Raw genomic sequence first — 14,585 nt, 5'->3', positions numbered from 1 at the left:
GTGGAATCTATGGAGGTTATCCCATATACTTAGAGCTTACCTGCATAAAAAATAGAAGAAATGGAGATATGGAATATGTCTAATTTGCCTAATTGCCCTGCCTGCCAGTCGGAATATACGTATGAGGATCGCAATATGTTGGTGTGCCCGGAATGCGGACATGAATGGTCTGCGAATGAAGGAGCGGGCAGCAGCGAGGATCAAAAAGTCGTCAAGGATGCGAACGGCAACATATTGAACGATGGCGACTCCGTATCCGTCATTAAGGATTTGAAGGTAAAGGGCAGCTCGTCCGTTATTAAAATCGGAACTAAAGTGAAGAATATCCGCCTTGTGGATGGCGACCATGATATTGATTGTAAAATTGATGGCTTTGGCGCGATGAAGCTGAAGTCTGAATTCGTCAAAAAAATATAAGCTAGCCCAAGTTAAAACCCACCTAGACCGTGTGTCGAAGGTGGGTTTTATTGCAGCTTCGGGTTGGAGGCCCAGTCCAGTCTTGCATAGCGAATGGAGTGTTCATGCTGGAACCGTTGTTCTGGCTGTGTTAGCTTTCCGTCATGACACCGCCATTGACATGGAGAACCTGACCTGTGACATAAGAGGAGTCATCGGAAGCCAAATAAATATAAGTCGGCGCCAGTTCGAATGGCTGGCCTGCGCGTTTCATTGGGGTGTCGCGTCCAAAGGTCGAGACGTAATCGGCTGAGTAGCTGGATACGGTAAGCGGCGTCCATATCGGTCCTGGAGCGACAGCGTTGACGCGTATGCCTTTATCGACAAGCTGTAATGACAATGAACGTGTAAAGGATACGACGGCTCCTTTCGTGGAGGAGTAGTCAACAAGCAGCGGGGCGCCGGCATATGCGGTTACGGAAGCGGTAGAGATGATGGAGCTTCCCGGCTGTAGGTAAGGCAGGGCGGCCCTGGTTAAATAGAACATCGGGAATATGTTCGTGCGGAACGTATTTTCTAGCTGTTCGTCCGAAATGCAGAGCAAACTCTCCTGAGGGAACTGAACGCCCTGGTTCAGCACGAGCACATCGAGCCGACCGTAGTGTTCAATTGTTCTGCGAATGACCTCCTTGCAGTATGCTGGTTGACGGAGATCGACTTCGAGCAGCAGGCATCGCGCTCCATAGCTTTCCACCATTTGACGGGTTGCTTCCGCATCTGAACGCTCGTATAGATAGGCGATCGCAACATTTGCCCCTTCCTTGGCGAAGCCGATGGCAACGGCACGTCCGATGCCGCTGTCACCACCAGTAATAATCGCTATCTTGCCCGCCAACTTGCCGCTGCCCTTATAGCCTGGATTATCGGATATCGGCTGCGGGCACATCAAATATTCAAGTCCTGGCTGCACATTCTGATGCTGGGGTGGGAAGGGAAGTGGCAATTGGCGGCATTGCGTTTCATAGCTGTAATAAGGAATCATGGGAATCATGACAAGATCCTCCTGTGACTTTGTAAGCTTACAGGCAGGATATTCGCCTACTCCCAGATTGGTGACCTTTCGGCAAGGTGAAGGGCTGGAAGGGGAATGCGGTGTTGATTAGAGCAAGAACACGGAAAAAACGGAAACTTTCAAATAATGGATATGCCCAAAAGGGGGCCTTCATGGGCCTGTCAGGAAAGGAAATGCTATAATGCTATGTAGAACAACAGGTTGAGGTGGCAATTATGGCAACGGCAATTTCCTTCTTTGCAGGTGCTGGTGGACTCGATACAGGCATCCATCAGGCAGGCTTCGATATTCGATTATCACTTGAAATAGAACCTATATTTTGCGAGACGCTTCGGGCGAACTATCCGGATATGAATGTGGTTGAAGGCGATATCTCGGACTATTCTCGGGAGCGCATCTATCGAGAGGCGGGTTTGGATGAGGGGCAGGACATTGATCTCATGTTCGGCGGCAGTCCTTGTCAATCATTCAGCACAGCAGGCAAAAGGCAGGCATTCGAGGATCCCCGCGGCCATGCAATGCTGAAGTTCGGGCAACTGGTGGAGGAAGCCCGTCCCAAGGTATTCCTATTGGAAAATGTGCGCGGACTGCTGTCTGCTTCCTTAAAGCATAGACCGCTGCGTCAGCGGGGAGAGGAGCATTCCCCGCTTGAGCCGGAAGAGATGCCAGGCAGCGCGCTTGCACATTTGCTCCAATATTTTCATGAATATCATGTGACCTATGAGCTGCTGAAAGCGGCTGATTATGGCGTTCCTCAGTCTAGGGAGCGGGTATTCTTCGTTGGCGTGCGCAAGGACTTGAATGCTTCGTTCGCGTTTCCTGCCAAGACACATGATGCTGAAGGCCGAGATGGACTGCCAAGATGGGTAACGCTTGGAGATGTGTTGCGCGACATGGAAGTGGAGGAGCATCATTATCCTCGGTATTCACCGGAAAGATTGTATTATATGCGCATGATTCCGCAGGGTGGAGGGAACTGGCGGAGCTTGCCTGAGCAATTCGTCGAACTGGCGATGGGGGGAGCCTATGAGTCAGGCGGAGGAAAGGTAGGCTTTTATCGGCGCCTATGGGTCGATCGGCCAGCCCCAACGCTGCTGACCTCCCCCATTCAGAAGAGCACGAATCTCGGTCACCCGTACGAGGATCGTCCGATAAGCATTGAAGAATATATTGCCCTGCAGCAGTTCCCGAGCGGATACCAAGTAGCAGGAACCTTGTCTCAGAAGTATACACAGATTGGCAATGCAGTGCCTGTCCGTCTGGCAAAAGTGCTGGGCAATGCGATTATGGAACTGCTTGAGCGAATTACAAAAACACAGGAAACGAATACGATGGAAGCAGTGGCAAGCAAGTAGTGTGGTTCAGATACAAGGTGCAGGGATCATCCCTGCCCTTTTTTGTACAGCCATACGTATGGAAAAATGGGGAGAATCACCTTTCGTAGTTAGGACGTTAAGCTGTTTACATAAATAAACCAGTTGTCAATATAGGCTGAATGACATGCATATGATACAATGTACAAAACCAATAATTGGAGGGGGCTATTCATTGATCGGTCGCAGTGGAAATCCAACGCTTAACGAAGAAACATTTGCAAATCAGGGTCATTATGAAGGTCAAGAAAGAATGACGATTGGCGGTACCGTCAATAAATCGTTCATGGCGCTGGCGCTGCTCGTAGGAGCGGCAGTCGTATCATGGACAATGTTTACGAATGGATACAATATGAATCCTTATATGATAGGCGGAGTAATTGGAGGTGCGATTTTAGCGCTCATTATCAGCTTTGTTCCGACAACGGCTCCATTCTTGACACCTATTTACGCGATTGCGAAGGGGCTTTTCCTAGGCGCGATTTCGGCAATGTTCGAGGCAAAGACAGAAGGAATTACTATTCAGGCAGTTCTGCTGACGATGTGCATATTTATGGGCATGCTGCTGGTGTACAGACTGGGTCTGATCAAGGCGACATCGGGATTCCGCCGGGGCATCATTACAGCGACTGCAGGGGTTGCCCTTGTTTACTTGTTTAGCTTTGTTTTAGGATTTTTCGGCATTACCGTGCCGTATTTGCATGACAGCACGCCGATAGGTATTGGAATTTCGGTCGTCATCATTATCATTGCAGCATTGAATTTCATTCTTGACTTCAACTTAATTGAAGAAGGCGCAGAGCATGGCGCTCCGAAATATATGGAGTGGTATGGCGCATTCGGCTTACTCGTCACACTTGTATGGCTGTACATTGAGATTATCCGTTTGCTTGCCAAAATCGCTAACCGAGATTAAGAATCAAATGATGGCATCATTTCAAGCCCGCCCTCTTCTGAGGAGGGCTTGTATTATTTTAGTCAGGCATCATTATCGGTAATCAGTATACCGTTAATCAGTCCATTACAACCTCTAAGGTAGCAAGAAAGGTGAGGGCCTTAGCGTATATTTCAATGTTTGGGTTTTTAAAATGTTGTTTCTCCAGAAGTTCCAGACCCAAACCACCGCAATCTATAACCTTCTCTATATCGTTGGCGGGCTTTTTCGATAAATGAATCATTTTCAAAATGTATATATCCAGCTAAGTATAATGCCTTTAAATAGTCATTAAATTCTTCCTTGCCTGGAATCATATCTTCTTTATCTATTCCCCAAAAAATATCCAGTTCAATTAATAACAGTTTTGTTCCTACTTGTACGGTTCCACCCGACATATATATTTGATCTTCTGAATTAAGAATAAGATTACATCCATCTGAGTATGTACAATCTTTGTAAAATTCTATTTTTTCATCTGGAGACTCAAGGGTAAGAAGCTTTTCTACGCCGTCACTGTTACGGAATTGATAGGCTGTAACGGCAGTATGAAAATCTGCACAGGGGTCGTTTTTTAAGTCAGCAAATCGATTTACGTCTACTTGTGTTGCTGTGTATTGTTTAATTAATCTTTCATTGATCTGTTCCAGTGTAAAAGGATTGGGGATATTTAGGGTTAGGTATTTTTCATATAGTTGATTCATATCGGGTTGCATATAGAATCTCCCTCTTGTTTTAAATTAGGAAACTAGAGCCTTTTTTATTTAAAAACTGGTCTGTCCATAAATTTTGTAAAAACCCTTTTCAAGGGGGAAAGCTCAAAAATGAATACAAGCGCTGACTACAAGTTTACGTCCGTATTCCACCGCTAGCATCAATATGTTTTCCTTCTTTAGATTCTGTACCATAGAAGATATGACCGACTGTTCTTTCATAATCATGGTAATGCCAATAGTAGAAAGTTCCTTTATATCCGGTTTTACTGTGTTCTTCGGCTGCAGTAGCTCTTCCACTAAAAGATTCAGCTAATTTTCTGGCAGCTTCTTTGCTTGGAGTCCAAACATTGTGATACTTCTTTGCCTTTAACCATTTCTTAGCTTCTTCCAATGTTAGCGGTTTTCCAATATAAAGCTTCGATTGAGCTACAGCAGTAAGGGACTGACCCCATAACGTGAGACAAATCAAAACACCTTTAAGAGAAATATCCTTATATCGTAAGATAAGGGAGACAATCTTGGAGGTGTTTTTGCGTTGGCAACTAGAGTGAGTTACCCGGCGGAAGTGAAATTGAAAGCAATCGAAATGAGATTAGCTGGTATTCCTGTGAAAGAAGTAATGAACGAGCTAAACATCAAAAATGAGACTCAGTTAAAAGTCTGGATGAAATGGTATCGGGAAGGTGAACTCTATCGCCTGGAGCAGCCAGTAGGTAAGCAATACAGCTACGGCAAAGGCCCAGAATATCTATCAGAGCTTGAAAAAGTGAAAGCAGAGAATCATTTTCTTAAGCAGCAGTTAGAGGTTCTAAAAAAGTACAAGGATTTGGAAAGGAGGTGTCACCTGAAGTAGTTATCGCTTGGATGGAGTCCATTCGAGGAGAAATAAGTATTACTCAAGCCTGTGCATGGTTAGGGATTCCTCGATCTAATTATTATCGTTGGAAATCATCTTGCAGAGCTAAGCGTGTAGATAATGCCGTAGGGAAAATTCGAGAGCTCTGTACGGAACATAAATTCCGTTATGGGTACCGAAAGATCACGTCACTCCTTCGAATGGAACAACAAATTAATCACAAACGTGTACAGCGAATTATGCAACGTGAAGGACTACAATGCCGAGTTAAAGTGAAGAAACGCAAACCTACTGGACAGCCAGCACATGTCGCGGAACACCTGTTAAAGCGTCAATTTCAAGCAATTGCTCCGATGCAAAAACTCGTGACTGATATTACGTATTTGCCTTACGGCGGAAAAACACTATACTTATCAAGTATTTTAGACTTGTATAACGGAGAGATCGTGGCTTACAGTATAGCAGACAAGCAAGACACTTCTTTTGTTCTTGATACGCTGAATCAGCTTCCGCTACGTTCAGATATGATGCTTCACAGCGATCAAGGAAGTGTATATACGTCTCAGGTTTATCAAGAAGCAATAAAAGCAAAAGGCATTACCATGAGCATGTCCCGCAAGGGAACGCCCGCTGATAATGCCCCCATCGAATCGTTTCATTCCACACTAAAGTCTGAAACGTTCTATCTCGAAAAAATTACCTGTACAACGACCGCCATCGTTGAGCAGATCGTTCGAGATTACATTACTTACTATAACTCAATTCGCATTCAAACGAAACTAAATAACCAGTCGCCGATTAATTTTCGACGACTGGCTGCTTAAACTTGTAAGGTGTTTTGATCCCTGTCTCACAAACGGGGGTCAGTCCCGTAAAGTAAAGCGGTTTATCTTTCTTTTTGCTCGAGCTTAATGCATCTGCTATATCTGTAACAAGAGTATAAGCCTCGTTACCTATGTAGGCAAGAGCAGCTGCTGCACCAAGCCATTTTAAAAGCTCTCCAATTCCTAATCCTATCCAAGGAAGTGCCGGTACAAATCTTTTTTGTCTTTGAAACACATCGTTACTAGCATCATCAAAAAATTGTGATTGATGATACGTTGATTGAGTTTGCTGCACTTGCATGAAATGGTCTGGGTGTGCACTCAAAGCATAGGTTTGTGATGTTGTAATGAAAAATAGCAAAAACGCAAGAACCATCGAGGTAGTACGCATTATTTTTTTCATTTTCCACTTCCCTTTCTAGATCATAGCCCTAGTTTCCGTGTTAAATAATACCATAAAAAAGTAGAATTTGGAAGTATAAAACCTAAATTTAGAAGTAAAACCAACCGGGGATGTGAATCCCAAACTATGTATTTGTAGCCATACAGTCCCTTACCTAACGGAAGTCGGTTTGTAATCCTTTTTGTCTTGGATTTCAATTTACTAGATTTAAAGACAGATAGAACTATCCGTAAGATCGAAGACGCTTTTTGAGCTTGGCGGCTCAAGCATCTTCTTCATTCAGAAAAATATATAAGGGGTATTGTACCCTTTTTCTAAGCGTAAAATGGAATATCCCATAGTGGTATCGAATCTACAACATTAACCACACGAATATATCCGATGCTTTCGCATATTCATTCCTACTAACTACATCTGACATGATATCCCCATGATTCTGAGACGTATTTCCTTCTCAACATTCCGTAAGCGCTTTAATTACAGAGATTCTATCCCTTTCACATTTCTCAGAGCGGTGACTCCGTAACATTGCACGTTTATTTTTTGATTATGGCAAGGAGGTGAGCGCTGCTCCAACGGCTATGAAATAGGTATTTGTGATCATTCAAAAGAGAGTTATACCAGACAACAATCCAATGCCTCATTTCGCTGGCTCCAAGACACGCAGAAGCTCGAATGGTGGGGTTATGCCATTTTTTAGGTTTGGACAAATTTGAACATGCGGGAGTGTTATGAAATGAAAAAAGCTTAATGTTGTTATTGATTATCGCCCTGATGGGTATGCTGGCCTTGGCTGGCTGCATCAGCAAAGAAGCAGATAAGCCTGCTGAGCCGGCGAAGGATCAGACACAGACAGCAACACCGCAGGAGCCTGCCAAAGAGGAGAAGGCCGAAGAATTCTCCATGGTTATTCGCCACATCAACGTTCGTGACACTGCCAAAGCAACGTTGAAGCAGTTGGAGGATGTTGCAGCAAAGACGGAACAGGAAGTGCCAGGTTTGAAATTCAAGTTGGATGGGGTAGAGGACACAGTAAACCGTGACGTGAAGCTGAAGGCGGAAATGTCCGCAGGCACACAGCCTCCGATCTTCAATCTGTTCGGCGGTGATGATACAGTGAAATACGCCCAAGCTGGCCGTTTGCTCGAACTTAATGGAATTTTGGATGAGCTTGGTTTGAAGGATGCATTTTTCAACTTAAGAGAATTTACAGTGGACGGCAAAATTTATGGACTTCCTGAAGCCGGATTTATCGAAGGCTTTTTCTATAATCAAAAGCTGTTCAAGGATGCAGGTGTTGAAGTTCCTAAGACATGGGACGATCTGTTGAAGGTATGTGAAGCATTGAAAGCTAAAGGCATTACACCAATCGCTATGGGTTCAGGAGCAGGCGATGGTTGGTCAGCCAACATGCTTGTAAACTCTTTGTTCGTCGGCTTGGGTGGGCCAGAGCTGCAAGAAGGCTTCATATCCGGGAAAACAAAATGGACGGATCCAGCGATTGTCGATACTTTCAAGCGCATTCAAGATTTGAAAAATAACGGCTACATTGATCCGAACGTGCTTGGACTCAAGTATCCACAAGGTCAGGCAAACTTCTACACGGGCAAGGCTGCGATGCTGTTCGATGGCAGCTGGGCAGCGAATGCAATTACAGGGGAAACCTCTACAGTGAAGGATGTGGTTGGATTCTTCCGTATGCCTGATGTAGGCGGCCCTGGCGACGGCTTGATCAATGGCGGCTGGTCGAATGGCTATGGCTTCTCCGCTACACTGAAGGACAATGAGCTGAAAGCCGTTAAAGCATTCATTAAAAATTTATATACGATCGAGGAACAAAAACGCAGCCTCGTTGAATCCAGCCGCATTCCTGCAATGAAGGGAGTGAGCGGCGTAGAGGGCACTTCTGAACTGGTGAAGGCGCTTGGCGAAGCGCAAGGATCTGCAAAGGGGGCATTCCCAGCATTCGATGCACTTGTGCAGAAGAGTGTAAAGGTAACGCTGGAGCAAACCGTACAAGAGGTGCTTGGCGGCAAGCTCGCGCCTGAGAAGGCAGCCGAGCGTATGCAGCAAGCACAAGAAAAGGGCAATAAGGAAGGGAAATAGTCTTGTCGTATTGCATAGCTGGGGGCCGCAGCATCGCTGTGGTTCCCCTTTCATAGGGTAGATGCGTACATGCTTGTTAGGCAGGATTTTCCTTACATTTTGTCCCGGTTATGGCCCCACGCTCACCGGACAATGGGAGATGTGAATCATGAACAAGATATTCCGGAATCGTGTCGCTTTCTTTCTATTTGTTGTGCCGGCGCTGGCACTCTACATTACGTTCTATTTAGTGCCTTTATTCAAGTCTCTTCAATATTCCGTAACGAGTTGGGACGGCATTACAGAGCCTGTCTATAACGGATTCGACAACTTCGCCAAGGCATTATCAGATGAAAAGTTCTGGATCGCGTTCAAGAACAATATTTATTTTGTTCTGTTCTCGGTATGCATTCAAGTACCGATTATTGTATTCGTGTCCATATTGGTCAGCGGCGTGAGAAGGATGCTTGATTTTTATAAGCTGACGGTTTTTATGCCGAGTATTCTCTCAACCGCCTCAATTGCGGTTATTTGGCAATTTATTTATTCTCCAGATGCGGGGCTGCTGAATCAAATTTTGAAAGCAGTCGGTCTCGAATCGTGGACGAGGTTGTGGCTGGGCGATGATAATACCGCGATGCTGGCTGTGCTCGTGACCAATGCTTGGCAGTGGACGGGATTTTACATTGTCCTTGTGCTGGCAGGCATTTTCGCGATACCGAAGGAAATACTGGAGGCCGGGGAAATTGACGGAGCAGTCGGCTGGCGCAAGGCATGGCTGCTGACGATCCCATTGATTCGTCCGGTCATTGTGGTAACCATGCTGCTCTCCATCACGGGTGCCATGAAGGCGCTTGATATTGTACTCATTATGACCAACGGCGGTCCGTTCGGCAGCTCTGAGGTTATGGCGACGTACATGTATCAGCAGGCTTATGCGCTTGGCGATTTCGGTTATGCGAATGCCATTGCGATCATCATTACGGTATTTACTGCAATTCTCTCGCTTATTTACCATATCATTAACAAGAAGACGTCGAAGGAGGCGGAATACTAATGAAGGCTTATCGATCCAAGCGTATTCTGTCCCATGTCGTGCTTCTTATCTATGTGGTTATCGTTATATTCCCTTTATTGTTCGTTATGCTTTCTTCCTTTAAAGACAATACAGAGATATTTAATAACCCCTGGGGATTTCCGGCAAGGTTAAGCTGGGACAATTATGATAATGCCTTGTCAAGTGCGCACATCGGACGGTATTTCGTGAACAGCTTATATATTAGTGTAATCGCGACAACAGCAACCATACTCCTCTCTACAGCTATCGCGTATGCAGTTATACGAATGAGGTTCCCGTCCTTGAGCAAGCTGGTCATGGGGCTGCTGCTCTTGTCGATCCTAATACCGCCTGCGTCGCTGCTTGTTCCGTTGTATATCATGATCAAGGACTTCGGTATTTACAACACGCCGTTCGCCTTGATGATTCCGTACGCGGCCTTCGGCATCCCGTTAACTACATTCGTTATTGCTGCCTTTCTAAAATCGATCCCGACAGAGCTTGAAGAAGCAGGGGTTATGGACGGCTTATCCACATACGGATTGCTGGGCCGTATTATTATCCCGTTAACGATGCCAACCCTTGTTACCGTATTTATTTTGAATTTCATCGGCCACTGGAACGAGTACATTATGGCGAACCTGTTCCTGTCCGATCAGGAGCTGCGCACGCTGCCGGTTGCGGTTGTTTCCTTTGCCGACAAGTTCAATATGAACTATGGGGCGCTTACTGCGGCCATTACGATTAGTGTTGTTCCGGTCGTCGTCATTTACGGAATTTTGCAAAAGCAGATTATTGAAGGGGTCACAGCAGGAAGTGTGAAGGGATAAACGAAACGATTTAAGAACAATGGATCAGTCACGAGAGACTGGGCTGTTCTCCGTTTGTAGAGGACAGCCTTTGTTGCATGCGTTTGCAAGTCATGGAACGACAAGGATGTGTTTTACTGCTGAAAGGATTATCATGTGCTTGAACGGATTGCAATGTGGGAGAGACAGCCCCTGCGTACAAAAAGCCTACCTTTTAGGTAGGCCTCGCTGGATATTTGGATATTTATGATTATGTGCAGGTTAGTTTAGAGATATTGTTCCACTGCGAATCAAGTTTAATGTAGGAGCTCCCTCGGTAAGAATGAGCTTTTCTTCTGCATCGCGCGCTTCTTGGTTAGGCTCAACCACGTACCGATAATTCACGGCGTGTTCAAGTAAATAAGGCTCTTCCCCGTGCACGTAATCCAGATATCGCGCTCGCAAATTTGAGGCTTGCTCCACGTAAATAACCTTGTACATCTGGTTGTCCAACTGCTTCGTAAGGAATACAAATATGCCAATTTCTTCAGGGATGAGTTCTGCCGATTCGGGTGTAAACGGCAGAACTCGTGACCAATCCGCCATTCCCAGCACCTCCATTTTTCATTGAATATAGGACAAGGCATCTCTATCTCTCATGTTTCATTTTTGCCTGCAAGTGACAAGCTGCAATTAGAATTGGTAGCACAGGTAGCTAAGCAGTCCCGCATAGTCACGATAAATGACCTTAGCCTCACGCTCTGGCTCTCCACTGCCTAGTGCGATAAGGAGCGGAACGAAATGCTCCGGGGTCGGTACAGCAAGCTCCACATGGGGTGCTTGCTCCGCGTAGTTGAACAGTGCTTCATAATTTTTGTGTTTAATATTATTGATTAGCCAATCATCAAATTCCAGCGCCCAATCCTCCGTCACGTCACTATGCAAGCTCAAATTGTGAACGGTCACGCCGCTCCCGATGATAAGCACCCCTTCATGCTGCAGCTCTCGTATGGCACGGCCAATCAGGAACTGCTCTTTGGCGCTTAGGTTCGGATTGACCGATAACTGCACAACAGGGGTGGAGGCTTCTGGATCGAACTGCTTGAGCAGCGACCATGTGCCATGATCAAGTCCTCGTTCCGCATCCAGCTCACTCGCGATTTGGTGCTGCTGCAGCAGATTGTGAATGCGGAGGGCGAGCTCCCGATTTCCCTTTGCGGGATATTGCACAGCGAACATCTCATCCATCCACCATGGACCGAAGTCATGAATGGTGTGGTAGGTATCATCCGTATACGTAATCCGCGTACTGGACTCAACCTCCCAGTGCGCAGTGAATACGACGAAGGCAGTTGGCTTGGCAGACAAATCCTTGGCGAATTGGGCTAAAAAGCGGGTATATTCATTCTCCTGAATAGCGATGAGCGGCGATCCATGTGCAAGAAATAATACTGGCGCCGAAGTCGTTGTAGCGGTTGACATGATTCACGCACCTTCCTTTTACATTTCGATTAGCATTAAATAACATAGTCAGCAGGCCGGCTGACACGAGATAGGAACTGCTTCGTCCGCTCGTGCTTCGCTGATCTGAATATTTCTTTCGGTGTTCCTTCTTCTACGATCGAACCCTGATCGAAGAAGATCACTTTATCTGCAATTTCCTGAACGAACCCCATCTCATGGGAGACAATAATCATCGTCCGTCCTTCCTTCGCAGCTGTTCGAATGACGGCAAGCACTTCCCCGACCATCTCAGGATCAAGCGCGGATGTAGGCTCATCGAGCAGCATAACCTTCGGTTGAAGGGCGAGTGCCCGGGCAATGCCGACACGCTGCTGTTGCCCGCCTGATAGCTCGCGAGGGTAGTAATCTTTCCGATCCTGAAGACCAACTCGATCCAAGTAGGTGCTTGCGATGTCTTGGGCTTGTTGCGCCTTCATTCCTTGTACCGTCACGAGACCCTCCATTACATTCTCAAGAGCCGTCTTGTACTTCAGCAAATGGAACTGTTGAAATACCATCGCGGTATTGCGGCGCAAATAAAGAATGTCGCGCTTCGTCGCCTTGGACATATTCAGCTCATAGTCACCTAGTGCAATTGTGCCTGCCTGCGGCGTCTCCAGGAAGTTCAGGCAGCGAAGCAGCGTAGATTTTCCTGAGCCTGAGGGGCCAATGATGGCGACAACCTGACCTTCCTCAACCGTCAGATCCACATTGTGCAGCACGACGTGTTTACCGAATGTTTTGTGTAAGCCTTGAATCCGGATCATCTGCCGCCACCCTCCTTTCATTGACCTTCAGCCGCTTCTCCCAACGGGCAATCAGGCGCTCCAGTACAATCGTCACGACCCAGTAAATGATCGCGAGCGACACATACACCTCGAAGAAGCGGAAATTGCGGGAAGCCATCAGCTTGCCTGCGGCAGTCATTTCTACGACTGAGCATACAAAGGCAAGCGAGGTGCCCTTAATTAATCCGATTAGAGAGTTGCCGAGTGTCGGCAGCGCAACGACGATCGCCTCCGGCAAAATGATTCGGCGCAGAACCTGCGTTGTCGTCATGCCCATGGAATATCCGGCTTCAATGCCGCCTTTATCGACAGATTGTATGGCTGCCCGAATGCTCTCTGAATTGTAGGCCCCTTCATTTAAAGCGAAGGTAATGAGCACGAAGATCATCGGCGGTATATGATTCGTATTGTAGTTCGTCCCGTAGTAATAATTGATATACTGCATGGCTATCGGAACAGCATAGAAGGCCAGGTAGAGCTGAACGATAATCGGCGTCCCTCTCATGAAGGAGACATAGAATGCTGACAGAGATCGGAGTACGGGAATTTGCTTAATCTTAATCAGCGCCGTTGCAAGACCGATAAGCAGGCTAAGGATCATGGATGCAAAGGCAATCCCTAGCGTGATCGGCAAATACTTGAGAAGTTCAGGGATCTGACTGAATACAAGCTTTACATCAAATAAATTGGGCATCGCGCATCACTTCTTTATGGATATTTGGAATGGAACTGTGCTTCTTTGTTACCTCGTATAGTCGGCCCCTAAATATTGAATGGACAGTTCCTTTAGCTTGCCATTGTCCAGCAGTGTGCGCAGCGCGCCGTCGAATGCATCGCGAATGGCAGGGCCGTCGCCCGTTTTGCTGAATATGAAGTAGGCTTTCGGGTTTTGAATCTTTTCGATTTCTTCCTTAGGAAGCTCTACAGTATCAAGAGCAATGCCATATTCCTTCTCAATGTCCTTCAGCATAACCTTTTCGGCAAAGGTGAAATCGGCAGTTCCGTTAGCAATGTCTTGATAGGTCTTCATTTGATCTTGATCGGTATATGCTGCCTTAATTTCTTTGCCCGGATGCTCCTTGTTGAATTGTTCAACGAACAGCTGCTCGAACCCGCCGCCAGGACTGACTGGGATCGTTTTTCCGGCAAGGTCATCGATTGATGCAATGTCTGTACGACCTTTCTTTACAACAACCACGGTGCGATTGGAATAGTAATATTCGTTGCCGAACAGATACTTCTCTTCGCGTTCCGGTTTCTTAGTGATATTATTGGCGCCAATTTGATAGCGTCCGGAGTCGATGCCTGCAAATATGCTTGGGAATTCGGTTTTTTCGAACTGAATGTCATATTGAGGAAGCTGCTTATCAATTTCCTTCAGAACAGCAATGTCATAGCCATCTAAGTTATTATTTTGATCCACATATACATAAGGCTTCGGTCCGCCGCTTGTACCGACCAGCAGTGTCTTCACCTTTGTGTCGCCTGTGTCGCCAGTTGATAACGCTTGGTCAGGCGCCTTGCCGCATCCTGCTGCGATCACGGCAAGTGCCAATGTTGTTAATGTTAGTGCCCAAAGCACTCTTTTCTTTTTGTTCATATTCGGCGTTCCTCCCTCGATCTTTATATCCGAGTAATCCTATACGGTTATTTGTTTGCCATCATAAAGGATATTGGCCCGTAATTATAGTAAAAATCGGAACTGCCCTTACATTGTTTATGAGGGGAGAGCCTTCGGCTGTCAGGGAGAAAGAGGAGTTGAGGATTGACAGCACACAGAAGATTTGATT

Annotated in this window: 16 protein-coding genes; 7 read left to right on the top strand and 9 right to left on the bottom strand. The window is 46.3% G+C overall.

Features of this window, described 5'->3' with window-relative positions:
• Positions 1–75: 75 nt before the first annotated feature.
• Positions 76–417 carry a zinc ribbon domain-containing protein YjdM gene (locus tag PAV_RS08740; protein WP_005545259.1) on the top strand — a complete coding sequence of 114 codons (342 nt, stop codon included), beginning with the start codon at positions 76–78 and terminating at the stop codon, positions 415–417.
• Positions 418–547: 130 nt separating this feature from the next.
• On the opposite strand, the gene PAV_RS08735 is transcribed toward PAV_RS08740, so the two are convergent.
• Positions 548–1,447 carry an SDR family oxidoreductase gene (locus tag PAV_RS08735; RefSeq protein ID WP_005545258.1) on the bottom strand — a complete coding sequence of 300 codons (900 nt, stop codon included), beginning with the start codon at positions 1,445–1,447 and terminating at the stop codon, positions 548–550.
• Between the two features lie 236 nt (positions 1,448–1,683).
• Between PAV_RS08735 and PAV_RS08730 the strand changes: the two genes are divergently transcribed.
• Both PAV_RS08730 and PAV_RS08725 read left to right on the top strand, forming a co-directional pair.
• On the top strand, positions 1,684–2,823 hold the full coding sequence (locus PAV_RS08730) for a DNA cytosine methyltransferase (RefSeq protein WP_005545257.1): 1,140 nt from the start codon (positions 1,684–1,686) through the stop codon (positions 2,821–2,823).
• 193 nt (positions 2,824–3,016) lie between these two features.
• Positions 3,017–3,757, top strand: coding sequence for a Bax inhibitor-1/YccA family protein (locus PAV_RS08725; protein WP_005545256.1), 741 nt, complete (start codon positions 3,017–3,019; stop codon positions 3,755–3,757).
• A gap of 167 nt (positions 3,758–3,924) precedes the next feature.
• On the opposite strand, the gene PAV_RS08720 is transcribed toward PAV_RS08725, so the two are convergent.
• The gene (locus PAV_RS08720) at positions 3,925–4,491 is read right to left on the bottom strand and encodes a hypothetical protein (protein WP_005545254.1); all 567 of its coding nucleotides are present in this window, start codon (positions 4,489–4,491) and stop codon (positions 3,925–3,927) included.
• 133 nt (positions 4,492–4,624) lie between these two features.
• Positions 4,625–4,882: a hypothetical protein gene (locus tag PAV_RS08715; RefSeq protein ID WP_040735630.1), complete on the bottom strand. Its 258-nt coding sequence runs from the start codon at positions 4,880–4,882 to the stop codon at positions 4,625–4,627.
• Positions 4,883–5,026: 144 nt separating this feature from the next.
• Between PAV_RS08715 and PAV_RS08705 the strand changes: the two genes are divergently transcribed.
• Positions 5,027–6,171 (top strand): IS3 family transposase gene (locus PAV_RS08705; protein WP_085981350.1). Its coding sequence is split into 2 segments (ribosomal slippage): positions 5,027–5,300 and positions 5,300–6,171, totalling 1,146 coding nucleotides; the frame shifts between segments, so codons are not numbered across the junction.
• Here the strand turns inward: PAV_RS08705 and PAV_RS08700 are convergent.
• The gene (locus PAV_RS08700; protein WP_005545252.1) at positions 6,146–6,574 is read right to left on the bottom strand and encodes a hypothetical protein; all 429 of its coding nucleotides are present in this window, start codon (positions 6,572–6,574) and stop codon (positions 6,146–6,148) included. The two genes, PAV_RS08705 and PAV_RS08700, sit on opposite strands and share 26 nt — an antisense overlap.
• A gap of 750 nt (positions 6,575–7,324) precedes the next feature.
• On the opposite strand from PAV_RS08700, the gene PAV_RS08695 reads away from it, so the two are divergent.
• The 3 genes from PAV_RS08695 to PAV_RS08685 all read left to right on the top strand — a co-directional run bounded on the left by PAV_RS08695 (position 7,325) and on the right by PAV_RS08685 (position 10,546).
• On the top strand, positions 7,325–8,680 hold the full coding sequence (locus PAV_RS08695; RefSeq protein WP_005545250.1) for an extracellular solute-binding protein: 1,356 nt from the start codon (positions 7,325–7,327) through the stop codon (positions 8,678–8,680).
• Between the two features lie 148 nt (positions 8,681–8,828).
• Positions 8,829–9,716: a carbohydrate ABC transporter permease gene (locus tag PAV_RS08690; protein ID WP_005545248.1), complete on the top strand. Its 888-nt coding sequence runs from the start codon at positions 8,829–8,831 to the stop codon at positions 9,714–9,716.
• Positions 9,716–10,546 carry a carbohydrate ABC transporter permease gene (locus tag PAV_RS08685; protein ID WP_005545246.1) on the top strand — a complete coding sequence of 277 codons (831 nt, stop codon included), beginning with the start codon at positions 9,716–9,718 and terminating at the stop codon, positions 10,544–10,546. The genes PAV_RS08690 and PAV_RS08685 overlap by 1 nt, the downstream gene beginning before the upstream one ends.
• 240 nt (positions 10,547–10,786) lie before the next feature.
• Here the strand turns inward: PAV_RS08685 and PAV_RS08680 are convergent, their stop codons facing one another.
• From PAV_RS08680 to PAV_RS08660, 5 genes are all read right to left on the bottom strand, one after another.
• On the bottom strand, positions 10,787–11,110 hold the full coding sequence (locus tag PAV_RS08680) for a hypothetical protein (RefSeq protein ID WP_005545244.1): 324 nt from the start codon (positions 11,108–11,110) through the stop codon (positions 10,787–10,789).
• An 87-nt stretch (positions 11,111–11,197) separates the two neighbouring features.
• Positions 11,198–11,986 (bottom strand): DODA-type extradiol aromatic ring-opening family dioxygenase, encoded by a 789-nt coding sequence (locus PAV_RS08675; protein WP_005545242.1) that lies wholly within the window; start codon positions 11,984–11,986, stop codon positions 11,198–11,200.
• Positions 11,987–12,021: 35 nt separating this feature from the next.
• Positions 12,022–12,774 (bottom strand): amino acid ABC transporter ATP-binding protein, encoded by a 753-nt coding sequence (locus PAV_RS08670; RefSeq protein ID WP_005545240.1) that lies wholly within the window; start codon positions 12,772–12,774, stop codon positions 12,022–12,024.
• Positions 12,737–13,489: an amino acid ABC transporter permease gene (locus PAV_RS08665; protein WP_005545238.1), complete on the bottom strand. Its 753-nt coding sequence runs from the start codon at positions 13,487–13,489 to the stop codon at positions 12,737–12,739. Before PAV_RS08665 ends, PAV_RS08670 begins: the two co-directional genes overlap by 38 nt.
• 48 nt (positions 13,490–13,537) lie before the next feature.
• A complete protein-coding gene (locus PAV_RS08660) occupies positions 13,538–14,395 on the bottom strand; it encodes a transporter substrate-binding domain-containing protein (RefSeq protein WP_005545237.1) in 858 nt (285 codons plus the stop codon).
• Positions 14,396–14,585 lie beyond the last annotated feature (190 nt).

The sequence above is a fragment of the Paenibacillus alvei DSM 29 genome (genome assembly GCF_000293805.1).
GTDB lineage: Bacteria > Bacillota > Bacilli > Paenibacillales > Paenibacillaceae > Paenibacillus_B > Paenibacillus_B alvei.
Note: the sequence above shows the minus strand (reverse complement) of the source record. Positions and strands in the feature narration are given on the sequence as shown.